General features: G+C 67.8%; 19 protein-coding genes. 4 read left to right on the top strand and 15 right to left on the bottom strand.

Annotation, left to right across the window (positions count from 1 at the left end):
* Positions 1-224: PLP-dependent transferase (locus AC1DKV_RS18790; RefSeq protein ID WP_477137769.1), on the top strand; the 224-nt coding region annotated here is incomplete at its 5' end.
* 83 nt (positions 225-307) lie between these two features.
* On the opposite strand, the gene AC1DKV_RS18785 is transcribed toward AC1DKV_RS18790, so the two are convergent.
* From AC1DKV_RS18785 to mfd, 8 genes are all read right to left on the bottom strand, one after another.
* Positions 308-2,482: a TonB-dependent siderophore receptor gene (locus tag AC1DKV_RS18785; protein WP_441616019.1), complete on the bottom strand. Its 2,175-nt coding sequence runs from the start codon at positions 2,480-2,482 to the stop codon at positions 308-310.
* A 103-nt stretch (positions 2,483-2,585) separates the two neighbouring features.
* Complete coding sequence (locus AC1DKV_RS18780; protein ID WP_441616017.1) at positions 2,586-4,217, bottom strand: PepSY-associated TM helix domain-containing protein; 1,632 nt, start codon at positions 4,215-4,217, stop codon at positions 2,586-2,588.
* A 22-nt stretch (positions 4,218-4,239) separates the two neighbouring features.
* Positions 4,240-4,551: a hypothetical protein gene (locus tag AC1DKV_RS18775; protein ID WP_441616015.1), complete on the bottom strand. Its 312-nt coding sequence runs from the start codon at positions 4,549-4,551 to the stop codon at positions 4,240-4,242.
* Positions 4,548-4,847, bottom strand: a complete 300-nt coding sequence (locus tag AC1DKV_RS18770) for a hypothetical protein (RefSeq protein ID WP_441616013.1) — start codon at positions 4,845-4,847, stop codon at positions 4,548-4,550. Before AC1DKV_RS18770 ends, AC1DKV_RS18775 begins: the two co-directional genes overlap by 4 nt.
* Positions 4,848-5,093: 246 nt before the next feature.
* On the bottom strand, positions 5,094-5,948 hold the full coding sequence (serB, locus tag AC1DKV_RS18765; protein ID WP_441616011.1) for a phosphoserine phosphatase SerB: 855 nt from the start codon (positions 5,946-5,948) through the stop codon (positions 5,094-5,096).
* 139 nt (positions 5,949-6,087) lie between these two features.
* On the bottom strand, positions 6,088-7,470 hold the full coding sequence (locus AC1DKV_RS18760) for an amidohydrolase (RefSeq protein ID WP_441616010.1): 1,383 nt from the start codon (positions 7,468-7,470) through the stop codon (positions 6,088-6,090).
* A gap of 228 nt (positions 7,471-7,698) precedes the next feature.
* Positions 7,699-8,904 (bottom strand): acetylornithine deacetylase, encoded by a 1,206-nt coding sequence (gene argE / locus AC1DKV_RS18755; protein WP_441616008.1) that lies wholly within the window; start codon positions 8,902-8,904, stop codon positions 7,699-7,701.
* A gap of 143 nt (positions 8,905-9,047) precedes the next feature.
* A complete protein-coding gene (mfd, locus tag AC1DKV_RS18750; RefSeq protein ID WP_441616006.1) occupies positions 9,048-12,506 on the bottom strand; it encodes a transcription-repair coupling factor in 3,459 nt (1,152 codons plus the stop codon).
* A gap of 401 nt (positions 12,507-12,907) precedes the next feature.
* Between mfd and ispD the strand changes: the two genes are divergently transcribed.
* Both ispD and ispF read left to right on the top strand, forming a co-directional pair.
* Positions 12,908-13,675 carry a 2-C-methyl-D-erythritol 4-phosphate cytidylyltransferase gene (ispD, locus tag AC1DKV_RS18745; RefSeq protein ID WP_441616004.1) on the top strand — a complete coding sequence of 256 codons (768 nt, stop codon included), beginning with the start codon at positions 12,908-12,910 and terminating at the stop codon, positions 13,673-13,675.
* A 59-nt stretch (positions 13,676-13,734) separates the two neighbouring features.
* The gene (ispF, locus tag AC1DKV_RS18740) at positions 13,735-14,244 is read left to right on the top strand and encodes a 2-C-methyl-D-erythritol 2,4-cyclodiphosphate synthase (RefSeq protein ID WP_441616002.1); all 510 of its coding nucleotides are present in this window, start codon (positions 13,735-13,737) and stop codon (positions 14,242-14,244) included.
* A 52-nt stretch (positions 14,245-14,296) separates the two neighbouring features.
* Here ispF and AC1DKV_RS18735 read toward each other — a convergent pair whose 3' ends face one another.
* The 6 genes from AC1DKV_RS18735 to ompR all read right to left on the bottom strand — a co-directional run bounded on the left by AC1DKV_RS18735 (position 14,297) and on the right by ompR (position 20,332).
* The gene (locus AC1DKV_RS18735; RefSeq protein ID WP_441616000.1) at positions 14,297-14,866 is read right to left on the bottom strand and encodes a GNAT family N-acetyltransferase; all 570 of its coding nucleotides are present in this window, start codon (positions 14,864-14,866) and stop codon (positions 14,297-14,299) included.
* A gap of 141 nt (positions 14,867-15,007) precedes the next feature.
* Complete coding sequence (locus AC1DKV_RS18730; RefSeq protein ID WP_441615999.1) at positions 15,008-15,529, bottom strand: carboxymuconolactone decarboxylase family protein; 522 nt, start codon at positions 15,527-15,529, stop codon at positions 15,008-15,010.
* A 140-nt stretch (positions 15,530-15,669) separates the two neighbouring features.
* A complete protein-coding gene (locus AC1DKV_RS18725; RefSeq protein WP_441615997.1) occupies positions 15,670-16,218 on the bottom strand; it encodes a peroxiredoxin in 549 nt (182 codons plus the stop codon).
* Between the two features lie 348 nt (positions 16,219-16,566).
* Entirely contained in the window at positions 16,567-17,868 is a 1,302-nt protein-coding gene (gene tcuC, locus AC1DKV_RS18720) for an MFS transporter (protein WP_441615995.1), read from the bottom strand.
* Between the two features lie 378 nt (positions 17,869-18,246).
* Positions 18,247-19,596 carry an ATP-binding protein gene (locus AC1DKV_RS18715; protein ID WP_441615993.1) on the bottom strand — a complete coding sequence of 450 codons (1,350 nt, stop codon included), beginning with the start codon at positions 19,594-19,596 and terminating at the stop codon, positions 18,247-18,249.
* A gap of 13 nt (positions 19,597-19,609) precedes the next feature.
* Positions 19,610-20,332, bottom strand: a complete 723-nt coding sequence (gene ompR / locus AC1DKV_RS18710; RefSeq protein ID WP_006576352.1) for an osmolarity response regulator transcription factor OmpR — start codon at positions 20,330-20,332, stop codon at positions 19,610-19,612.
* 292 nt (positions 20,333-20,624) lie between these two features.
* On the opposite strand from ompR, the gene AC1DKV_RS18705 reads away from it, so the two are divergent.
* Positions 20,625-21,011, top strand: a complete 387-nt coding sequence (locus AC1DKV_RS18705; RefSeq protein ID WP_441615991.1) for a hypothetical protein — start codon at positions 20,625-20,627, stop codon at positions 21,009-21,011.
* Positions 21,012-21,124: 113 nt separating this feature from the next.
* Here the strand turns inward: AC1DKV_RS18705 and AC1DKV_RS18700 are convergent, their stop codons facing one another.
* On the bottom strand, positions 21,125-22,021 hold the full coding sequence (locus tag AC1DKV_RS18700) for an SMP-30/gluconolactonase/LRE family protein (protein ID WP_441615989.1): 897 nt from the start codon (positions 22,019-22,021) through the stop codon (positions 21,125-21,127).
* Between the last annotated feature and the right edge of the window lie 97 nt (positions 22,022-22,118).

Genomic DNA, 22,118 nt, shown 5'->3' with positions numbered 1-22,118 from the left:
CCTTCGTCGAGGCGCTGCGCCTGTTCGCGATCGGCTGGTCCTGGGGCGGGGCGCACAGCCTGGCGGTGCCGTACCACGTGCAGACCATGCGGCCGGCGGGCAGCTGGCCCCCCGCCGGCTGGGAGCACGCGGGTGAACTGGTGCGCCTGTATATCGGGCTGGAGGACACCCGTGACCTGATCGCCGACCTGCGCGCGGCCATGGAAGCGAAGCTGGTGGCCTGAGCAGGCCGGCCCCCCCCCCGGAACAGAGAACGGCCCCGTCTTCGCCAGACGGGGCCGTTCTCTTTTGCGGCAGGCCCGGAGGGTCAGAACTGCACGCTGGCATTGGCCAGGAAGGTGCGCGATGCGCCTGGCAGCACGAAGCCGTCGTAGGTGGTGGTCCAGAAGCGCTTGTCGGCCAGGTTGGTGACCGCGGCGCGCAGCGTGACGGCCTTGCCGGCGACCTTGGTCAGGTAGCGGGCGCCGAGGTCCACCGTGGTGTACGAGGGCACCTTCTGCGTGTTGGCCGAGTTCACGTACATGTCGCCGGTGATCTTGGCGCCGGCCGACAGCGTCAGGCCGCGCAGGAACGGGGTGTCGTACTCGATGCGGGCGGTGGCGATGTATTGCGGCGTGGCGAACACGCGATTGCCGTTGACGGCCGGATCATCCACGCCGGTCGCCTTGGCGTTGAGCCACATCACGCCGCCCAGCAGGCGGAAATCGCGCGCGAAGCGCACCCAGCCGCTGGTATCCAGGCCGGTGAAGCGCTGCGTGCCGTCCTGCACGAACACGTTCGACGTATTGGTGTATTCGTAGCCACGGTCCACGCGGAACAGGGCCACGCTGGCGCCCCAGTCGCGGCGCTCGGTCTTGAAGCCAAGCTCGTACTGCTTGCTCTTGAGCGGGCCGTAGACCTGCGGGTAGTTGGCGTTGGTGATGCTGGCCGAGCCGCCTTGCTCGAGCGCCTGCACGTAGCTGAAGTACACGGTCGAGAAGTCGTCCGTCTTGTACATCAGCGCCACGGTCGGCGAGACCGGGCTGGCCTTGTAGCGCGAGGTGGTCTGCGCCGAGGTGTCGTAGTTGCTCTGGGCGAAGTCCGTATAGCGCAGGCCGGCCAGCACCGAGAAGCGCTGGGTGAACTGGATGGTGTCGCTCAGGTACAGCGACTTCTGCGTGATCTTGTAGTCGCGGTAGGGCATGTAGTCCGTTCCCACGCCTGGCTGCTCGGGCAGCAGCACCGGGTTGTACAGGTTGCTCTGGCCCAGGTAGATGCCGTTGCCGCCGATGCCCGAGTCCAGTTCGCGCACCTGCGTCTGGTAGCCCACGCCCGCCACCACTTCATGCTTGATGCCGCCGGTGTCGAACTTGCCCTGCACCATGGCATCGTAGGCCTGGTAGTAGTAGGCCGTCTTCCATTTGTACTGCGTGTCGGCGAAGTTGCCCGCCGCGTCCTCGACAAACAGGAAGCTGTCCGCGTTCAGGCGGTTCTGGCGCACGAAGCGGTACTTGAAGCTGGCCTTCCATGCGTCATCGATGCGGTAGTCGAGGCCCGTGCCGACGGTCGTCATGTCGGTCTCGTGCGTCGAGTACGGCTGCGCCAGGTTGCGCGCCACCTTGCTGGCGCTGGGCACGGACACGTCCGAGGCAAACGACATGCCGAAGATCGTGCCGCTGGTCTTGCGCTTCCAGTACATGACGTCGGCCGACCAGGTCAGGTCAGGCGTGATGCGGAAGTCCGTGGCCAGCGAGAACACCTGCCGGCGCACATGCACGTTCGGGTCGACCGAGTTGCCGTCCTCGTTGACGGCATTGATGCGGTAGCCGAACCGGTCGTCCACGCCGAAGCGCCCGCCCACGTCCAGTTTTTCGCTCCAGATGTTGTTGGCCTGGTAGCCGAAGGTGAACTGGCGATAGGGCGTGTCGGTCGGGCGCTTGACCACGTAGTTGATGATGCCGCCCGGCGAACCGAAGCCGTACATGAAGCCGGACAGGCCCTTGAGCAGTTCCACCTGTTCGAACGGCTCCAGCGGGATGTCGGTATCCCAGGCGACGAAGTTCTGGCCGTCGACCTTGGTGCCGTTGAGCGGGTCCACGCGCATGCCGCGCACCGCGAAGTACGAGTTCTCCGTGCGGGTGTTGTCGCCGAGGATGGACACGGACGGGTCGTACTTGAAGACATCGTTGGCGGTCAGCGCCATGCGGTCCTGGATCTCCTCGCTGGTCACGCCCACCACGGAGAACGGCGTGTCGACCGGCTTGCGGTCGCCCAGCGCGCCACCGCTGACGCGCTCTACCTTGACCGGGTCGGTGCTGCGCGCGGCAGTGACGGTGGCGGTCGGCAGGGTGGTGTCGGCGGATGCCGCGGTCTGCGCCTGGGCAAGGGCCGGCAGCGCGCCGAAGGCGAGGGTCAGGCCCAGCACTGCGCTCGCGATGGGCGAGAGGCGAAGCGCGGGCGCGCATGCGGCGGCGCACCCTTGCGAAGGGTGGAGGTTAGACATGGAGGGTGAATCCTAGGAAGGTTAAGGTGGGCCTGCCTGCGGACAGGCCCGGACGGTTATGGCGAAAAGCCTGGAAAGGGGCTGTGCGGCGCCCGGCCCCGGGTCAGGAAGGCTCGGCTACCGAGGCCGGCACCTTGGCCGCCGCGGGGTCGCCGCGCGCGGGCAGCGCCCAGACCGAATGGGGCGGTCCGTTGCGGGCGCGGCGGCGCGTGACCAGGGCCAGCACGGCAAAGCCGCAGGCCAGCGCCAGCGCGCCGAGGTCGAAGCCGGCCACGGCCCAGTGGCCTGCCAGCGCGGCGGTCCAGAGGTAGTCGCCCGTTACCAGCGCGTTGACCACCGGCACCAGCAGCGCGCCGGCGGCGGCGACCCACAGCAATTCGATGGCGGCCCGCGCCGGGGCACGCAGCAGCGCCCACGCCAGGGCGACGAAGAAGACCGGGAAGTAGCTCCAGCCGGCGGTGCGTCCGGGCCAGATCAGGGCGCCGCAGAAGGCCGCGGCCACGCCGATGCAGCATCCGATGCACACGCCCACGGTGGCCTGCGCCAGCAGGCGGTGCACGCGCGGCTGATCTGCCTTGCGGGTCTTGCGGCGCGACTCGATCCACAGCAGGTTGCCGGAATAGAACAGGAAGGCGCCGGCCAGGCCGGCCAGCAGGTAGACCAGGCGCAGCGCGAGGTCGCCATAGGTGCCGAAATGCAGGGCGTAGATGGTGCTGTAGATGGCGTGGTTGCCGTCGCGCCCGCCGGGTGTCTGGTTGGCCAGCACCTTGCCGCTGTCGTCGCGGCCGGCGGCGGCATGTACCGAGACCGAGCCATAGTTGCCGAGCGCGCGCGTGGTATCGCCGCGGATCTCGATCAAGGCATTGGCGTCGCCGTAGTGCTGGTAGCGCAGCGACAGCGGGGTGAAACGCTCGCCCGCGCGTTCGCGCGCGGCGGCCATCAGCGTGGCCGCCGGCAGCATCTGCGCCGGCTGCCCCGCTGCCTTCAGTTCGGGCGAGGCGGTGGTCATGCGCGGCAGGGCTTCGAACAGCTTGCCGTCGAAGGCCAGCACGTTGAAGACCATGACCAGCACCATCGCCAGGCACAGCACGGCGCCGGTGATGGCGAACACCAGGTGGAAGGGCAGGCTGAACAGGCCGACCACGTTGTGCGCATCCATCCAGAAGCGCTTGAGGTTGCGGCCCGGCCGGATCGCGAACAGGTCCGGCTTCAGGCGCGGCAGGTGCAGCAGCACGCCCGACACCAGCGCCAGGCCGTACAGCACCGAAATCGCGCCCATGAAGTAGTTGCCCGCCACGGGCACGCCCAGCGTGTAGTGCAGGCTGTTGAGGAAGGCGGCCAGTTCGCCCTGGCTCGCGTCGAGCGAAGTGTCCCTGGGCGTGTTCCTGCCGGCTTCAAGCTTGGCCGAGCTGCTGGTCTGCCACTCGCCGTCCTTGTCCTGCCAGTAGGCGGTGAACTCCGGCTCGTGCACGGTCGGCAGCGTGACGTAGGCGCTGTCGGCGCTTTTCGGGTGCGCCGCCACCAGCTCACGCATGAAGCGGTCGAGGGCGGCCGGGTCGCTCTCCTGCGCCACCGGGCGGTCGGCCACGGAGCGGTGCGGCGACTGCCAGGTATGCAGTTCTTCGTGGAAGACGGTGATGGCGCCGGCGAAGAAGGCGATGAAGAGGGCCCAGCCGGCCATCAGGCCGACCCAGGTATGCAGGGTCTGGTAAAGGCGCAGCGTTGCAGCTTTCATGTGTTGGTCCCGATGCCCCGTGTCATGCCGCGCCGGCGGCCAGCAGGCGCCAGGCCCACAGCGCGCCGAAGGCGGCTGCGTTGCCCGCCGCCAGCCACAGCCAGGCGGCGCGGCTGCTGCGGAACAGCAGCGCGGCACTGATGATGACCACCCACAACGGCAGGCAGGCCAGCAGGGCGCCTATGGCGCCGCTCTCCCAGCCGCCCGGCAGCCAGATCACGGACAGCGCGCACAATGCGACGGAAAGGGGCAGGCCAAGCAGGGTGCCGGCCAGCCATTTCGTACCCATGCCCGGCTGGGGCTTGCGCGGGGTGCGCACGGTTGCCGCGGTCATCGGGTCACCCCATGCTGGCGCCGGCGGCGGGCATCGAGATAGGCGCCCGTGAATGGCCACAGCGAGAGGCCGGTGCCGACCGTGGCCAGCGTGGCCGCGATGGCGCTGGGCCAGCCTTGCAACGTGCTCCACGCCCATGCGGAGACCGCGATGGCCAGCGTCGCCGTCCAGCAGAGCCATGTGCCGCGGCTACGCGCCGCGCCTGCCGCGAACGAGGACAGGAGGCGCTGGTTGGGCGAGGCAAGATAGAAGCAGCAGGCGCCGCCCAACCCTAGCAGCGCGGCAAGCACTTGCATGACAGGTTCATAGCATTTAAGTAAAGGCAAATGATAATGATTCCGATTTAAACTTGCAAGCGCTGCGCATGTGATGCTGCCGGCCGCGCGCGCTGGCGCTACCGGTTCAGGCTGGTACGGGGGGTGGGATACGGGGGGTGCGGGAGGATGCGGGAGGCGAACCCCCGGCATGGCGCCGGGGTGCCGCGGCCGAAGGCCCGGGGGGCCAGGGCCTGGAGGCCGGATGCGGGCGGAACGCCCGGCCGGTCAGCGCGGGAACAGTTGCAGCAGGCCGTCCAGGCCGACATGGTTGAACGCCACGCTGGCCTGCGCGCGCACCACGGGCTTGGCGCGGAAGGCCACCGACAGGCCGGCCACGGCCATCATCTTCAGGTCGTTCGAGCCGTCGCCCATGACGATGGCTTGCGCGGGTTCGGCGCCGATCTGCTCGCAGACCTCGCGCACCGTGCGCGCCTTGACGTCGGCGTTGACGATCTCGCCCAGCACCTGGCCCGTCAGCTTGCCGTTGACGATCTCGAGCGTATTGGCGCGGGTGACGTCGAGCTTGAGGCGGGCTTTGAGCTTCTCCGTGAAATGCACGAAGCCACCCGACACCAGCAGCGTGCGCAGACCCAGCGCCTGCACGGTCTGCAGCATGTTTTCCGCACCCGGCGACAGGCGCAGCCGCTCTTCATAGACGCGGTCCAGCACGCTGGCGTCGAGTCCCTTGAGCAGCGCCACGCGGCGGCGCAGGCTCTCGTTGAAGTCCGTGATCTCGCCGCGCATGGCGGCCTCGGTGATGGCGGAGACTTCGGCCTTGAGGCCGCAGAAATCGGCGATTTCGTCGATGCACTCGATGGTGATCAGCGTGGAGTCCATGTCCATCGCCACTAGGCGGAAGTCCGACAGCCTGCGGCCGGCCGGCACCATGGCCCAGTCGATCGCGCGCGGGCCGCAGTAGGCATCCAGGGCCTCGCGCAGGGCGGGGGTGAGCGGGGCGCAGTCGTCGGCGGCGGCGACGAACTCCGTGCGCGCAGCCAGTTGCGGCGCCTGGGCCAGGGAACGCAGCGCGTCGAGATCGGCGGCGCCGATCGGCGCGAGACTTTGAAGAATCAGGGGCATGGCGTGGATGCGGGCGCGCGGCGCGCGCCCGGTGGCGTTGGGTCCGGAAATGCAGGCCGCCTCGGCGGCCAGGACCCGTATTGTAGACGCCCGCGCGCCCCGGGGGCGCCTGGCGCCGCCCGGGGCTCGCGCCAATGCCTCAGCGCTGCGCCATCGTCATGTAGTCGAGCGTCAGGTTCGACAGCGCGCGCACGCCGTTGACCAGCGCCGGTTCGTCCACATAGAACTCGGGCGAGTGGTTGGAGGCCGCCTTGGTCACATCGGTGCCCTTCGGCGTGACGCCGAGGTTGAAGAACAGGCCCGGCACCTTTTCCTGGTAGAAGGAGAAATCCTCGGAGGCGGTGGCCTTGGGCGCGATCATCCAGTTGCCGTCGCCGGCCACGCGCTTGAGCGTGGGCGCCATCTTGTCGGTCAGCGCGGGCTGGTTGACGGTGGCGTTGTAGAGCTCCACCACCTTGAAGGTGGCTTCGGCGCCGGCGCTGGTGGCGATGGCCTCGGTGGTGCGCTTCATGCGGGCATGGATGTCTTTCTTCATGCCTTCGTCATAGGTGCGCACCGTGCCCATCATCTCGACCTTCTCCGGCACGATATTCATGCGGTTGCCGCCGTGGATGGTGCCCACGGTGATCACCGAAGGCTCCAGCATGGCGTTGACCTGGCGGCTCTGGATGGTCTGCAGGCCCATCACGATCTGCGACGCCACCACGATCGGGTCGATCCCGCCCCAGGGTCGCGCGCCGTGGGTCTGGCGGCCCTTGACGTCGATCCAGAACTGGTCGGCGGCGGCCATCGACGGGCCGCTGCGCCAGGCCAGCTTGCCGGACTCGATGCCGCTGCTCACGTGCAGGCCGAAAATGGCGTCCACCTTGGGGTTGTCCAGCACGCCCTCGGCCACCATCTGCTTGGCGCCCCACGTATTGCTGCCGTTGGGCTCGAAATCCGCCGGGCTTTCCTCGGCCGGCTGGAAGATGAACTTGACCGTGCCCGGCAACTGGTCCTTCATGCCGGCCAGCACCTCGGCCGTCGCCATCAGTATCGCCACGTGGGTGTCATGCCCGCATGCGTGCATGACGTCCACTTCCTTGCCGAGGTACTGGCCCTTTGCCTTCGAAGCGAAGGGCACGTCGACGCGCTCCTTCACCGGCAGCGCATCCATGTCGGCGCGCAGTGCCACTACCGGGCCAGGCTTGCCGCCCTTGAGCACGCCCACCACACCGGTCCTGGCCACGCCCGTCTTCACTTCCATGCCCAGCTTGCGCAGGTGGTCGGCCACCAGCTTGCTGGTGCGCACCTCGTAGTTGCCGAGCTCGGGGTGCTGGTGGATATCCCGGCGCCATGCGATGAGCTGCGCCTCGACGGCCTTGGCGCGGGTGTCGATCTGCGCCTGCAGGCTGTCGGCGGACTGCGCATGCGCGGCGGGCGCCAGGCACAGCAGGCCGGCGGCCAGCGACAGGGCCGACACCGTCGCGCGCAGCGCGTGGCGGCTGGAAGGTCGGGAAAAACGGGCTTGGGATGCTGCCATGAGGTCTCCTCTCTGTGGTGTTGCCATCGATATTGTTTTGTGAAAGACGGGGGTGCGAAAAGCGGGCGGGCGGCGCGCGGAAACGACAGGGCGCCCTAGCGCATGCCAAGGCATGGCGCGGCGGCCTGCCCGCGGGGGGGCAGGCCGGGAATGGCAGGGAGCAGCCGCAAATGGCCGCAAATGGCCGCAAATGGCCGGAAAATGGCCGGAAAATGGCCAGGGCGCGGCTCAGTTCACGCGCAGGCTGTCGACCACCTTGTGCAGGAACGACTCGCAGGCCGCGAGCTGTTCGATTTCGACGTATTCGTCGGGCTTGTGCGCCTGCTGGATATCGCCGGGGCCGCACACCACGGCCGGGATGCCGGCGCGCTGGAACAGGCCGGCCTCGGTGCCGTAGGCCACCTTGTTGACATCGCGGTCGGCGGTCAGCGCGCGCACCAGCTGCGTGATGGCATCCTGCTCGGCGGCGTCGAGCGAGGGCGCCGCGGCGATCTTGCTGATGGCGAGGCCGGCGTCGGCATGTTCGGCGCGCATCTTCGGCAGCAGCACGTCGTTGGCATAGGCCTGGACGCGGGCGAAGATGGCTTCGGGATCGACCCCCGGCAGGTTGCGGAACTCGAACACGAACTCGCACAGTGCCGGGATGGTGTTGAGCGCGATGCCACCCTGGATGGTGCCGGTGGAGGCGGTGGTGAACGGCACGTCGAAGGCCTGGTCGTAGGGCCCCTTGGCCTTGAACTCGTCGGCGATGTCGCGGATGAAGCAGATCAGGCGCGCGGCGTATTCGATGGCGTTGACGCCCTTGGGCGTGAGCGAGGAATGCGCGGCCTGTCCCTTGACGCAGCAGCGATATGCATTGATGCCCTTGTGCGCCACGATCACGCGCATGCTGGTGGGCTCGCCCACGATGCAGCCGGCCGGGCGCACGCCGCGCTCGCGCAGCTCGGCCAGCAGGTAGGGCGCGCCCATGCAGCCGATTTCCTCGTCGAACGAGAGCGCGTAATGCACCGGCTCGCGCAGCCTGGCCTGCAGGATGGTGGGCAGCAGCGCCAGGCTGGTACCGATGAAGCCTTTCATGTCGCAGGTGCCGCGGCCGTACAGGCGGCCGTCGCGCACGACCGCCTTGAACGGGTCGGTGGTCCAGTTCTGGCCGTCCACCGGCACCACGTCGGTGTGGCCGGACAACACGATGCCGCCATCGGTGCTGCCGTCGGCGGCGGGCACGGTGACGAACAGGTTGGCCTTGTCGTTCTGCGGGTTGTAGCTCAGGTGGGGGCGCAGGCCCTTGGCCAGGAAGTGGTCGCGCACGGCCTCGATCAGGCCGAGGTTGGAGTGGCGGCTGGTGGTGTCGTAGCTGACCAGGCGCTGGGTCCAGTCGAGGGCGCTGCCGCGGGTGGCGGCTTCCGCAGGCTTGCTGAGAGTGTCGGCTTGCATGGCTTGTGGCCTTAGGTGAGGCTATGGGTAACGTGTTAAGCAAACGATGCTACACCGTGCCGGCCCGCGGGTCCATGCGCGTTGCACCATCGTGGCGCCGCCGCCCGCGTTGCGCGGGCGGGAAGCCATGCGGCGAGCAATGATCAGGCCAGCTGGCGCAACGTATGCTTGATGGTCTGCGCGCGCACCGCCACGTCGGCCATCTTGGCTTCGATGCGTAGCTTGTCCTGCCCGGCCAGCTTGATATGGCGGTTCTTCTGCACCAGGTCGATGATCTTCATGGCGTCGATCGGCGGATTCGGCAGGAACTGCATGCTGATGGCTGTCTCGCTGGCGTCGATCTTGCGCACGCCCAGCGGCACCGCGGCAATGCGCAGCCGGTGGGTCTCGATCAGCGCCTGCGCCTGCGCCGGCAGGCGGCCGAAGCGGTCGATCAGCTCTTCCTGGATATCGTCCACGCGCTCGGCCGTCTCGCAGTTGGCCAGGCGCTTGTACAGCGACAGGCGTTCGTGCACGTCGGTGCAGTAGTCGTTGGGCAGCAGCGCCGGCGTGCCGAGGTTGATCTCGGTGGTGGCCGCCAGCGGCGCCATCAGGTCAGGCTCCTTGCCCGCCTTGAGCGCTTTCACGGCCGCGTTGAGCATGTCGGTATAGAGCTGGAAGCCGATCTCGTGGATCTCGCCCGACTGCTTGTCGCCCAGCACTTCGCCCGCGCCGCGGATCTCCAGGTCGTGCATGGCCAGGTAGAAGCCCGAGCCCAGTTCTTCCATCTGCTGGATGGCTTCGAGCCGGCGCTGCGCCAGCTTGCTCAGGCCGTCCACGTCGTGCACCAGCATATAGGCGTAGGCCTGGTGGTGCGAGCGGCCGACGCGCCCGCGCAGCTGGTGCAGCTGCGCCAGGCCGAACTTGTCCGAGCGATGGATCAGGATGGTATTGGCGGTCGGCACGTCGATGCCGGTCTCGATGATGGTGGTGCACAGCAGGATGTTGTCGCGCCGCGCGACGAAATCGCGCATCACGCGCTCCAGCTCGCGCTCGTGCATCTGCCCGTGCGCCACGGCGATACGTGCCTCCGGCACCAGCTCGGCCAGCTTGGCGCGCTTGTTCTCGATGGTCTCGACCTCGTTGTGCAGGAAGTAGACCTGGCCGCCGCGCTTGAGCTCGCGCAGGATGGCCTCGCGCAGCACGCCGTCTTCCTCGCGCCGCACGAAGGTCTTGATGGCCAGGCGCTTCTGCGGCGCGGTGGCGATCACGGAGAAGTCGCGCAGGCCCTCGAGCGCCATGCCCAGCGTGCGCGGGATCGGCGTGGCGGTGAGCGTCAGCACGTCCACCTCGGCGCGCAGGGTCTTGAGCGCTTCCTTCTGGCGCACGCCGAAGCGGTGTTCCTCGTCGATGATGACCAGGCCCAGGCGCTGGAAGCGCACGTCGTCGGACAGCATCTTGTGGGTGCCGATCACGATGTCGGCGGTGCCGTCGTTGATCATCTTGATGGCGCCGTCGATCTCCTTCTTGGTCTTGAAGCGCGACAGCTCCACGATGCGCACCGGCCATTCGGCGAAGCGGTCGGAGAGGTTCTGGAAGTGCTGCTCGGCCAGCAGCGTGGTGGGCGCCAGCATGGCCACCTGCTTGCCGCCCATCACCGCGACGAAGGCCGCGCGCAGCGCCACCTCGGTCTTGCCGAAGCCCACGTCGCCGCACACCAGGCGGTCCATCGGCTTGCCCGAGGTCATGTCGGCGATCACCGCGGAAATGGCCGCGGCCTGGTCGGGCGTTTCCTCGAAGCCGAAGCTCTCGGCGAACTTCTCGTAGTCCCTGGGCGAGAGCGGGAAGGCGTGGCCTTCGCGCAAGGCGCGGCGCGCGTACAGGTTGAGCAGCTCGGCCGCCGTATCGCGGATCTGCTGCGCGGCGCGGCGCTTGGCGCGGTCCCACTGGCCGGAGCCGAGCGAGTGCAGCGGCGCGGTGTCGGGATCGGCGCCGGAATAGCGCGAGATCACGTGCAGCTGGTGCACCGGCACATAGAGCTTGCTGCCCTTCTCATAGTCCAGGTGCAGGAACTCTTCGTTGCCCTGGCCCAGGTCGAGCGTCACCAGGCCCTGGTAGCGGCCGATGCCGTGCTCGCTGTGCACCACCGGGTCGCCGATCTTGAGCTCGGCGAGGTCGCGCACCATCGAGTCGACCGCGCTGGCCTGTTCCTGCTTGCGCCGCCCGGTGCGGCGCGCCACGCCCGCGTAGAGCTCGGCTTCGGTGACGAAGACCAGCGGCATGCCGCCATCGGCCGCGGGCAGGGCGAAGCCGCTCTGCAGCGGCGCCACCGCGATGGAGAAGGGAGAATCGCCGGCCAGGAAGGCGGCGAAGTCATCCACCGGCAGCGGGCGCAGGCCGCTTTCGCCGAACAGTTGCAGCAAGGTCTCGCGGCGGCCGGCGGAATCGGCGCACATCAGCACGCGCCGGTCTTTCTTCAGCAGCAGCGCTTCGAGGTTGACCAGCGGATCTTCCGCGCGCCGGTTGACCGACACATCGGGCAATGCCTCGGCCAGCGGCGCGGCGTCGGTGGCGCCGGCCTGCAGCACCAGGCGCGCCAGCGGCTTGGCGGCGGCGAAGAACTGCTCGTCGGAGAGGAACAGGGCCGCGGGTGCGAGCAGCGGGCGCTCGCGGTCATGCCGCATGAAGTTGTAGCGCTGCGTGGTGTCGGCCCAGAAGCGGCGGATGGCGTCGGGCACGTCGCCTACGAAGGCGAGCTGGCTGCCCTCGGGCAGGTAGTCGAACGCGGTCGCGGTTTGCTCGAAGAACAGCGGCAGGTAGTACTCGATGCCGGCCGACGGTACGCCGTTGCCGATGTCCTTGTAGATCGGCGACTTGGTCGGGTCGCCCTCGAATATCTCGCGCCAGCGGCCGCGGAACGCGGTGCGCGCGGCCTCGTCGAGCGGGAATTCCCGGCCCGGCAGCAGGCGCACTTCCTTGACCGGATACAGGCTGCGCTGCGTGTCCGGGTCGAACGCGCGGATGGTCTCGATCTCGTCGCCGAACAGGTCGATGCGGTAAGGCAGCGCCGAGCCCATCGGGTAGAGGTCGATCAGCCCGCCGCGCACGCTGTATTCGCCGGGCCGCATCACCGCGCTCACGTGCTCGTAGCCGGCCAGCGTGAACTGGGCCTTGAGCGCGTTTTCGTCAAGCCGCTCGCCCTGCTTGAAGAAGAAGGTATAGGCCGCCAGGAAGGCAGGTGGCGCCAGCCGGTAGAGCACGGTCTGCGCCGGCACCAGCATGATGTCGCACTGGCCGCCCTGGATATCGTGCAAGGTCGCCAGGCGCTCGGAGACCAGGTCCTGGTGCGGCGAAAAGCTGTCGTACGGCAAGGTTTCCCAGTCCGGCAGCAGCCGCACGCGCAGTTCCGGCGCGAACCAGGGGATTTCTTCGGCCAGGCGCTGGGCATCGGTCGCGTTGGCGCACACCACGGCCAGCATGGGCACGCGCTCGCGGTGCTGGCGGGCGTAGGCGGCCAGCGCCAGCGCATCGGCGGAGCCAGGCAGGCCGGCGACGGTATTGCGCTGGCCTGCCTTGACCAGGGGCAGGTTGGCGAAGGGGGCGGGGCGAATGGCTTCGGGCATCGGGTACGGACTGGCGGTTGGCGTGCTGCGCGCGCTGTAGGTGTTTGGGCCTGGACGGAAAACCGCACGCAATCATGCGAAAAAGGCGCGCACGAAAGAGACCAGGCATGAATGCGCGGCCACGCAACGGCAACGCCCCGCCGGCGTCGCGGGCGGGGGGTGGGCGGTGCATGCGCCGCCCGCAAAAGACAAACGGGCCGCACGCTTTCATCGGCTTTTATCGCCCGCTTGTCCGCGGGCGAAGGCCGTATTATAGAATGCGCACCGAATCCACGTTTCAAGAAGCACGTTTCCATCGCCGCGTTTCCACGGCCGCGCCTGCCTGCCCCCCGAGGGGGCGGAATCCGCCGGCCTTGCAGCGCGTCCTGTGCCCCGCACCCACCTTGCTCCTTGCGCTATCCGTGTCTGCCCGCCGTTTTGCCCTGATTCCCTGTGCCGGTACCGGCAGCCGCGCCGGCGGAAGCCTGCCCAAGCAATACCAGACCGTGGCCGGCAGGCCGATGATCTGGTACGCACTCGCCGCCTTTGCTGCCTGTGACGCCATCAGCGCCACCGCGCTGGTGCTGGCGCCCGACGACATGCCGCTGGAGTCGCGCTTCGGCGCCGATGCCTTTGCCGGCCTGCGCTTCGATACCGCCTTCGTGGGTGGCGATACGCGCCACGCGTCGGTGCTGGCTGGCCTGCATCACCTGGCGCAGCTTGGCGCGACCGATCGCGACTGGGTGCTGGTGCACGATGCCGCGCGTCCCGGACTCACGCCCGCCATGATTCACGCGCTGGTGCGCGCGGTGGAGGGCGAGGGCGGCGAGGAAGACGGCCCCGACGCCGCCATCGGCGGCATCCTGGCCGTGCCGGTGCCCGACACGCTCAAGCGCGCCAACCCGGCGCCCGGCCAGAGTGCGGTGGTGCGCATCGGCGCCACAGTCTCGCGCGAAGGCCTCTGGCAGGCGCAGACTCCGCAGATGTTCCGCATCGGCGTGCTGCGCCAGGCCCTGCAGGAGGCGCTGGCGGCCGGCGCGGTGGTGACCGACGAGGCCAGCGCCATCGAGCGGCTGGGCCTGCATCCGCGCCTGGTGAACGGTTCGCTGCGCAACTTCAAGGTGACCTATCCGGAAGATTTCGCGCTGGCCGAACTGCTGCTGGGCGATGCCGCCGCGGTCAAGTCCTGAACTGCATTGCCTGATCCCGAATCCCGAACTCGTCTTTTTCCTCAAGGAGTGACGCTTCCATGACCCCATTCGATATCCGCGTCGGCCAAGGCTACGACGTGCACGCACTGGTGCCCGGCCGCAAGCTCATCCTGGGTGGCGTGGACATTCCCCACGACCGCGGCCTGCTGGGGCATTCCGACGCGGACGCGCTGCTCCATGCCATCACCGATGCGCTGTTCGGCGCGGCCGGCCTGGGCGATATCGGCCGTCATTTCCCCGATACCGATGCGCGCTTTGCCGGCGCGGACAGCCGCGCGCTGCTGCGCGAGGCGGCCAGGCGCGTGCGCGAGGCCGGCTACGAGATCGGTAACGTGGATGCGACGGTGATTGCGCAGGCGCCCAAGCTGGCGCCGCATATCGGCGGCATGGTAGCTAACCTGGCCGAGGATCTCGAACTGCCCGCGTCGAGTTGCAACGTCAAGGCCAAGACCAACGAGAAGCTCGGTTTCGAAGGCCGTCAGGAAGGGATCGTGGCGCAGGCCGTGGTGCTGATCTGGCGCGGCGCGATCACGCCTTCGCAGGACTGAAGACGCGGCTCGGGGGAGGTCGCCTCCAGGGGCGCGCGGGTAGTGGCGGCGTTCAGCCCGCGGGCGCGGCGGCGCCTTCGGGCGGCACGGCGTAGATGTAGTCGATCAGCCCGGCCATCGGCCCCGAGCGCGCACCGGCCTCGGTGCGCTTGACGAAGCCCATCTGCTGGCACAGCTGGTTGGCCGATTTCATCTCCGGCATGGTACGCACCAGCAGCGCACCGGCGCCGATGTCGCGCGCGCGCTGGATGCATACCTGCATCAGCGTGCGGCCCAGGCCGAGTCCGCGGGCCTGCGGGCTGACCGCCAGCAGGCGTGCCTCGGGCAGGGCCAGCGTGATGGTGCTGCCGTCCAGCGCCTGCAGGGTGGCGCCCGGGTGGCAGAACAGCACCGCGCCGCTGACGCCGTGATCGGTCTCGGCCACCCACCATTCCATTTCCGATGTGTTTGCCGCCAGTACGGATTTCATGCCCTGCTGGAACGATGCACGGCAATCCTCCATGATATCCAGCTCGTACTGCCCGTAAGCCTGCTGGGTCACGGCGGCGATGTCGCCCCAGTCATGCACGGCGGCAAGCCGGTAGCGAAAGCGCGGGGAGGTATGCGAGGGGAGGGTGCTCATGGCGAAGGGGGGCGAAGGCTGTGACCTTGCTGGATTGTAGGCCCTTCGGAGCACAAATGCAGTCAGTGAATTACCGACTTGGCGCGTCGGCAACAAAAGCCGGCGCGGCGGGACGGCTAGCGCCGTCCCGCCCGTGGATGCTTACTCTGCAGCGATCACATTGGCGGCTGCCACGATCACGGCGGCGATGCGGCCCACGTCACGCAGTTGCTGCGCCGTCATGCCTTGCTCGTTCTTGAGCAGATGGTAGTGCGACTTCACGCAGAACTGGCACTTGCCGACGATGGACGCCGCCAGCGCGTACATTTCGAAGCGGCGCTTGTCCACGCCGCCGTGCGTGGCGTACGCGTTCATGCGCAGGCCCGCGGGCTGGCTGGCCAGGTCGGGATCGTCGGCCATCTCGATGTACGGATACCAGACATTGTTCATGCCCATCAGCGCGGCGGCGGTCAGCACCGCGTTGGTTTCCTCGGGCGAGAGCACGCCGGCGTTGCGGATCGCATCGACGAGCACGCGGCTCTTGGCGGCGAAGGCGGCGGCCAGGGCCACGGCCACGGCATCATTGCCCTCGAGCGAGGAGCGCACGATGGTGCCGTCGAGGTTCAGGCGGATATCCTTGGCGTAGTCAGGAATCAGGCCCTTAATCGTGCTGATGAATTCCATACAAATCTCCTATCGGTACGGGCTCAAAAAACCCGCCATGGCGGGTTTCGAGGCGCGGGCCGAAGCCCGCGCGCAGATCGCCGCAGGCCGCCGGCAATGCATCACCGGCAGCCTGCGCAGCATGCAAGCGGTGCGGCTGCTTACAGCGTGGCGCCACCAACGGCGCGGTTGCACGGGCACAGTTCGTCCGTTTGCAGGCCGTCCAGGATACGCAGGACTTCGTCCGGGTTGCGGCCGACGTTCAGGTTGTTCACCGAGACGTGCTGGATGACATTGTCGGGGTCGACGATGAAGGTAGCGCGCAGGGCGACGCCGGCAGCGTGGTCACGCACGCCCAGCTGGTCGATCAGCGAGCCGGTCACGTCGGCGAATTGCCACTGGTCCAGCTTGCTCAGGTCCTTGTGTTCGCGGCGCCATGCCAGCTTCACGAATTCGTTGTCGGTCGAGCCGCCCAGCACGATCGCGTCGCGGTCGGCGAAGTCGCCGTTGAGCTTGGCGAAGGCAACGATTTCGGTCGGGCACACGAAGGTGAAATCCTTCGGGTAGAAGTAAATGATCTTCCACTTGCCTTCGAACGACTTCTCGGTGATGTCTTCAAAGGCCGACTGGCCATTCTCTTCATGGTTGTTGAAACCCGGCTTGACACCGACGACGTGGAAGGCTTCGATCTTGTCACCAACGGTCTTCATAGACTGCTCCTGGATACGGTTGAAGAGAGACGCTCGCGCTGCCGGCCAGCCGGGGGGGCGGGCCGCAGCGCAACGAACATGGATTATGCGTCATCCCCGCAGGCTGGGCTAATTGATATTCTCAAAGAGCCCGATAGCCAGCGCGGGAAGTCCGCGCGACCGGCAGTGCGTGCCAGGCGAGTGCCGGCTGACGACGAATGCCACGAATGCCGGCAGACGATAGTGGCCGCCTGATATTGCGGCCCCGTGTCAGCCAGGGCGGGGGCGCGCCGCACGCGTCGCATCGACCCGCCCGCCAGGGGCGGCGTGCCGGAACCGGAAGTCTACTCCACCGGCGCGCGCGGCGGTTCAGGCGGTCTTGCCCGCCGGCGCCGCATAGACGTGCTGCCGGCCGGCGCGGAAGATCACCAGCGTGGCGACCAGCCCGCACGCCGCGGCGAACATCAGCCACAAGCCGGGCGCGGCCTTGTTGCCGGTGCTGTGGATCAGGTAGGTGGAGATCGCCGGCGTGAAGCCGCCGAACAGGGCCGTGGCCAGGCTGTACGCGAGCGAAAAGCCTGCCGTGCGCACCGCGGGCGGCATCACTTCGGTCAGCGTCACCACCATGGCGCCGTTATAGCTGCCGTAGAGGAAGGACAGCCACAGCTCCACCATCAGCAGGCGGCTGAACGACGGTTCTGCCACCAGCCACGACACCGCCGGGTAGGCCGTGACCAGCGTGGCGATGGTGAAGATGATCAGCAGGGGCTTGCGGCCCACGCGGTCCGACACGGCACCCATCAGCGGCAGCCAGATGAAGTTGGACAGGCCGATGCAGATGGTCACGACCAGGTTGTCGACATCGTCGAGCTTGAGCACGGTCTTGCCGAAGGTCGGCGTATAGGCCGTGATCATGTAGAACGACACGGTGGTCATCACCACCAGCAAGCAGCCGGCAACGATGATGCGCCAGTTCTCGGCCATCGAGCGGTAGATCTCGCTGATGCTGGGGCGATGCTTGCGCGTCTTGAACTCCTCGGTTTCCTCCAGCGAACGGCGGATCAGGAACAGGAAAGGCACGATCAGGCAGCCGATCAGGAACGGCACGCGCCAGCCCCATTCGCCCATCTGCTCGGGCGACAGCAGCGAGTGCAGTATCACGCCGAGCAGGCCGGCGAAGATCACCGCCACCTGCTGGCTGGCCGATTGCCAGGCCACGTAGAAGCCCTTCTTGCCGGGCTTGGCGATTTCGGCCAGGTAGACCGAGACGCCGCCCAGTTCCACGCCGGCCGAAAAGCCCTGCAGCAGGCGGCCCGCCAGCACCAGCAGCGGCGCGGCCACGCCGATCGAGGCATAGCCCGGCACGCAGGCGATCAGCAAGGTACCCAGCGCCATCAGCACCAGCGTCAGGATCAGGCCTTTGCGGCGGCCGTGATGATCGATATAGGCGCCCAGCACGATGGCGCCGAGCGGGCGCATCAGGAAGCCCGCGCCGAAGGTCGCGAGCGAAAGCATGAGCGAAGCGAACTCATTGCCGCTGGGGAAGAACGTCTTGGCGATGGCGGCGGCGTAGAAGCCGTACACCATGAAGTCGTACATTTCCAGGAAGTTGCCGCTGACGACACGGAACACGGTACGGAACCCGTGCTGCTGGGATGGGGAGCTTGACATGTGGCTGTCTCTCGCAGACGCCGCCGGTTGGTCCCGGTGGCTTGATTGTGGTGATGACGGTCAGCGTGGCGGAGGCACCGTTCCCGGGCTTTTGCCTTGTCCTGGGGCGGCCTCCGGCTGATGGCGGGAGTGTGCGCCGGGGCGCTGTCATTCCGCTGTCAAAGGGCTTTCAAACAGATATCAATGGCTGTCGAAAACCTGTCAATGCGAGAGCGGGGTGTGGGGAGCGCCACTTGTCGGGTGCCACAGGAGTCGGCTTCGCAAGCCCGTGCGCGCCCGCAAAAGCGAAAGGCCATCGCGCGGTGCCCAGGCGGGCGCCGCGCGATGGCCTTCGATATGCGCGCCGGAACGTTGGCGCGAAGTGGCGGGAACGAGCGCCTAGGCCCGCTTGAAGAAGGCGCTGACCACCAGCCCGGTGCGCGGGGGCGGGCGGTTGGCCAGCATCAGCCTGCCGCCGTTGCGTTGCAGTATCCGGTTGACGATCGACATCCCCAGGCCTGCGCCCTTGGCTTCGCTGCGCGCGCCGTCGAGCCGGTAGAACGGCCGGGTCAGCAGCGGCAGTTGCGCCTCCGGCACGCCGCTGCCATTGTCGGCCACGGTCAGCACCGCTTCCTTGTCCTCGATGCGCGTGCTGATCTCGACCACGGCCACGCCGTTATCCTCGTCCTTGGCATAGCGCCGGGCGTTTTCCACCAGGTTGTCCAGGATGCGCTGCACTTCCATGCGGTTGGCGACGGCCATGACCGGCTCGCCGGCGCGCACATGCACGCGCACGTCGTCGTGCGCGCCGTAGACGCCCACCGCGTCCTGCACCAGCGCCGACAGGTCCACCGGCTCCACGGTTTCCAGCGCCGGCCGCGCATAGTTGAGGAACTGGCCGATGATGGCGTCCATCTGCTCGATGTCCGCGATCATGGCCTCGCGCGTGGAGTCGTCCACGGGCGACATCTCGGTCTCCAGCCGCAGCCGCGTGAGCGGGGTGCGCAGATCGTGCGAGATGCCGGCCAGCATGACCACGCGATCGTCGTCGAGCTGGCGCAGGTCGTGCACCATCTGGTTGAAGCTGTGATTGGCCAGCGCCACTTCGCTGGCGCCGTGCTCGGGCAACGTGGGCGGGTCGCCGCCGCCGCCGATGGCGCGCGCCGCGTTGGCCAGCCGCTTGAGCGGGTGGTTGACCAGCGAGGTGATGAAGGCGGCGCCGATGATCGACAGCAGCAGCGCGGCGATACTCCACCATAGCCACTGGATGCCTGGCACGCGTTCGAAGCGCTCGGGGCTGATCGCTACCCAGTAGTCATCGCCCTCGATCTCGAAGCTGACCCACACGCCGGGAATATCGTTGACGGTGGTGGCGAGGACGGTGTCCTCGCCGAGCCGGCCGCGGATCTCCTGCTGCACCAGCTGGGTCAGGAAGGGGTTCGTGGTCGGTACCGAGAAGTCGTCGTCTTTCTCGCGCGGGTAGACCTTGATGCCTTCGTTCTGCACCAGGTCGAGCAGCAGGAAGCGCCGCCGCGCGGGGTCGGAATAGAGCAGGGCAGCGCGCGTGAGCTTGACCACGCTGACCACCTGCATGGCAATCTGCTGGGCGCGCGGCGCGCGTTCGAAGAGCCGGTAGCTCTGGAACCAGATACCCAGCGAGAGGGCCAGCAGGAGGGCGATCAGCATGAAGGTTCGCCAGAATAGCGAACCGAACAGGCGCGTAGCCGTGCGGCTGAAAACAGTCGCCACGATCCCCGGCGCCTTACTTCACGCCATCGGGGATGAATACGTAGCCGAGGCCCCAGACCGTCTGGATGAAGCGCGGGTTGCCCGGGTCGGGCTCGATGAGCTTGCGCAGGCGGGAGATCTGCACGTCGAGGCTGCGGTCGAAGACTTCATACTCGCGGCCGCGCGCCATTTCCATGAGCTTTTCGCGCGACAGCGGCTGGCGCGGATGGCGGGCAAATACCTTGAGCACCGAGAATTCGCCGGTGGTCAGGGTGATTTCTTCGTCGTTCTTGGTCAGCGTGCGCGTGGCGAGGTTGAGCACGAAGTCGCCGAAGGCGAACGTTTCCGGCGTCTCCGACGGTGCGCCGGGCACTTCGGCCGGGCCCTTGCGGCGCAGCACCGCATGGATGCGTGCGATCAGCTCGCGCGGGTTGAACGGCTTGGGGAGGTAGTCGTCGGCGCCCATTTCGAGCCCGACGATGCGGTCGACGTCCTCGCCCTTGGCGGTGAGCATGATGATGGGCGTCTGGTCATTGGCGCCGCGCAGGCGGCGGCAGATCGACAGGCCGTCCTCGCCGGGCATCATCAGGTCGAGGACCAGCAGGTCGAAGCGCTCGCGCAACCACAGCTTGTTCATCGCGGTGGCGTTTTCCGCTACCAGTACCGTGAAGCCCTGTTCGCCAAGGTAACGGCGCAGCAGGTCGCGCAGACGGGGGTCGTCGTCTACGACGAGAATCTTGTGACTGGTATTTTCCATGGCGGTATCTTAGCGACAATCGCTTTCGGTCAAAATGGCTTAACAAAAGGTTACATACTTTACCGCGTGGTATGGCGGTGCGCATCCACCCTGCTTGTACACTGCCGCATACCGTTTCCGCAGCTGCCTCCGCGCGCGCTTTTTCTGCTCTGTTCGCGTGCTTTGTCAGCGCATTTCGCGGTTGCCTGCCAGGCTGGCAGGCAAGCCCCGACGGCGTGCGGCTGGATAACGGGATTTCCGGCTTCCGGCGGCCAGACGGCCGCTGTTTCAGAAGCTAAAACCGCTATTATCAATGAAAGTCACCCGCAAGCGCGCCGGGCAACTCCTTTATCATGCCGGCGCGACGGCAGTACTGCTGCTTGCCGCCGGCGCAGCGCTCCCCCAGTCGCCCGGCATCGCACATCTGCTGCCGGCACCGGGCCGGGCGGCTTCCCCCGTCGCTCCCATGCCCGCGGGCACTCCCAATGGCCTCGGCGCCCGCGACGGGTTTCCCCGCAACGACCGCGAGCGCCTGAACCAGGACGAGGCGCGCGCGCACGCCGGCAAGGCCCGCGCCGAGCGCAGCCTCAATGACCGCCTTCCGCGCACCTTGCCCAACGACAAGCTGTCGCCCGACGAGCGACGCAAGCTGCGCCAGAGCCTCTACGACCTCGGCAGGGAGATGTACCAGGGCGGCTGACGCCACTCTGGCATGAGCTTGCCACCATTCGTGGCAGCGGGGATATCGGCGTCCGTCCTACTTGGCCGGGTCCGGGCTTGCACGTGGCTGCCGGCCCCGGCGGCGCAACGCGCTCAGGGCAGGCCGGCGTGCGGCACTTCCACCTCGGTCATCAGGACATGGCCAAGGTGGGAGGCACGCCGCTGCGCCTCGTCGAAGTTCGGCGCCGCGGCGAGGAACAGGGTCCTGCCGTGCGGGCCACCCAGCGCGGCGGCAAAGACGCCCGTGCCGCAGGCGATTTCCTCGGCGATATGGCCGCCCGGCATGACCCGCAGCACGCGGTTGCCGATCGCATCCGCCACCCACAGCGCGCCTTCGGCATCCTGCGCGCAGCCGTCCGGTGCGACCCTGGCGCCGCCCAGGACCTGCGCCAGTTCGGTCCCGGCAGGCTGGCTGCCGAACAGCGCCCAGTCGCGCCGCGGGCCCAGCGAGCCATCGTCGTGCAGGTCGAAGGCCGATATGCGGTTGCCCAGGGTCTCGCCCACCACCAGCGTCTTGCCGTCCGGCGTGATCACCGAGCCATTGGGGAAGAACAGGCCATCCGCCACCACCGACACCGTGCCGTCCGGGTCGACGCGCGCCAGGCTGGCGGTGCGCATCGGCGCGCCGGCCATCAGGTCGAAGCCGAAATTGCCGACGTAAGCGCGGCCGTGCCGGTCGACCACCATGTCGTTGACGTGCCCGGTGGCGACGGCCGAGAGGTCGGCGTGCACCGCCAGGCTGCCATCGGGCTCGCGCCGCAGCAGCTTGCGGTCGCGCATGGAGACGATCAGCAGGCGCCCGTCCGGCAGCCAGCCAAGGCCGGACGGCTGCTGCGGCACCTCGGCGATCTGCTCCACGCTGCCGTCCAGGCTCACCGCGATCACCCGCTGGCTATAGAAGTCCGAGAGCCAGAGCCGGTCCTCATGCCAGCGTGGGCCTTCCAGGAAGGTGTGGCCCTCCGTCAGCACCGACAGTCTGCGTTGCGCCATGCGCGTCTCCTTTGTGATCTTTCGATCTTGTGATTGGTGTGCCTTTCATCCAATACGATTTACGGGGAGACCGCAAGCGCACCGCGCCCGGACAGCA

This window comes from Cupriavidus sp. 05T41, assembly GCF_056396525.1.
This window is presented reverse-complemented; position numbering and strand designations above follow the sequence as displayed.

Coding starts and splice junctions, on each gene's coding strand:
- AC1DKV_RS18785 (WP_441616019.1), bottom strand. CDS start 2,482: ATGTCTAACCTCCACCCTTCGCAAGGGTGCGCCGCCGCATGCGCGCCC.
- AC1DKV_RS18780 (WP_441616017.1), bottom strand. CDS start 4,217: ATGAAAGCTGCAACGCTGCGCCTTTACCAGACCCTGCATACCTGGGTC.
- AC1DKV_RS18775 (WP_441616015.1), bottom strand. CDS start 4,551: ATGACCGCGGCAACCGTGCGCACCCCGCGCAAGCCCCAGCCGGGCATG.
- AC1DKV_RS18770 (WP_441616013.1), bottom strand. CDS start 4,847: ATGCAAGTGCTTGCCGCGCTGCTAGGGTTGGGCGGCGCCTGCTGCTTC.
- serB (WP_441616011.1), bottom strand. CDS start 5,948: ATGCCCCTGATTCTTCAAAGTCTCGCGCCGATCGGCGCCGCCGATCTC.
- AC1DKV_RS18760 (WP_441616010.1), bottom strand. CDS start 7,470: ATGGCAGCATCCCAAGCCCGTTTTTCCCGACCTTCCAGCCGCCACGCG.
- argE (WP_441616008.1), bottom strand. CDS start 8,904: ATGCAAGCCGACACTCTCAGCAAGCCTGCGGAAGCCGCCACCCGCGGC.
- mfd (WP_441616006.1), bottom strand. CDS start 12,506: ATGCCCGAAGCCATTCGCCCCGCCCCCTTCGCCAACCTGCCCCTGGTC.
- ispF (WP_441616002.1), top strand. CDS start 13,735: ATGACCCCATTCGATATCCGCGTCGGCCAAGGCTACGACGTGCACGCA.
- AC1DKV_RS18735 (WP_441616000.1), bottom strand. CDS start 14,866: ATGAGCACCCTCCCCTCGCATACCTCCCCGCGCTTTCGCTACCGGCTT.
- AC1DKV_RS18730 (WP_441615999.1), bottom strand. CDS start 15,529: ATGGAATTCATCAGCACGATTAAGGGCCTGATTCCTGACTACGCCAAG.
- AC1DKV_RS18725 (WP_441615997.1), bottom strand. CDS start 16,218: ATGAAGACCGTTGGTGACAAGATCGAAGCCTTCCACGTCGTCGGTGTC.
- tcuC (WP_441615995.1), bottom strand. CDS start 17,868: ATGTCAAGCTCCCCATCCCAGCAGCACGGGTTCCGTACCGTGTTCCGT.
- ompR (WP_006576352.1), bottom strand. CDS start 20,332: ATGGAAAATACCAGTCACAAGATTCTCGTCGTAGACGACGACCCCCGT.
- AC1DKV_RS18705 (WP_441615991.1), top strand. CDS start 20,625: ATGAAAGTCACCCGCAAGCGCGCCGGGCAACTCCTTTATCATGCCGGC.
- AC1DKV_RS18700 (WP_441615989.1), bottom strand. CDS start 22,021: ATGGCGCAACGCAGACTGTCGGTGCTGACGGAGGGCCACACCTTCCTG.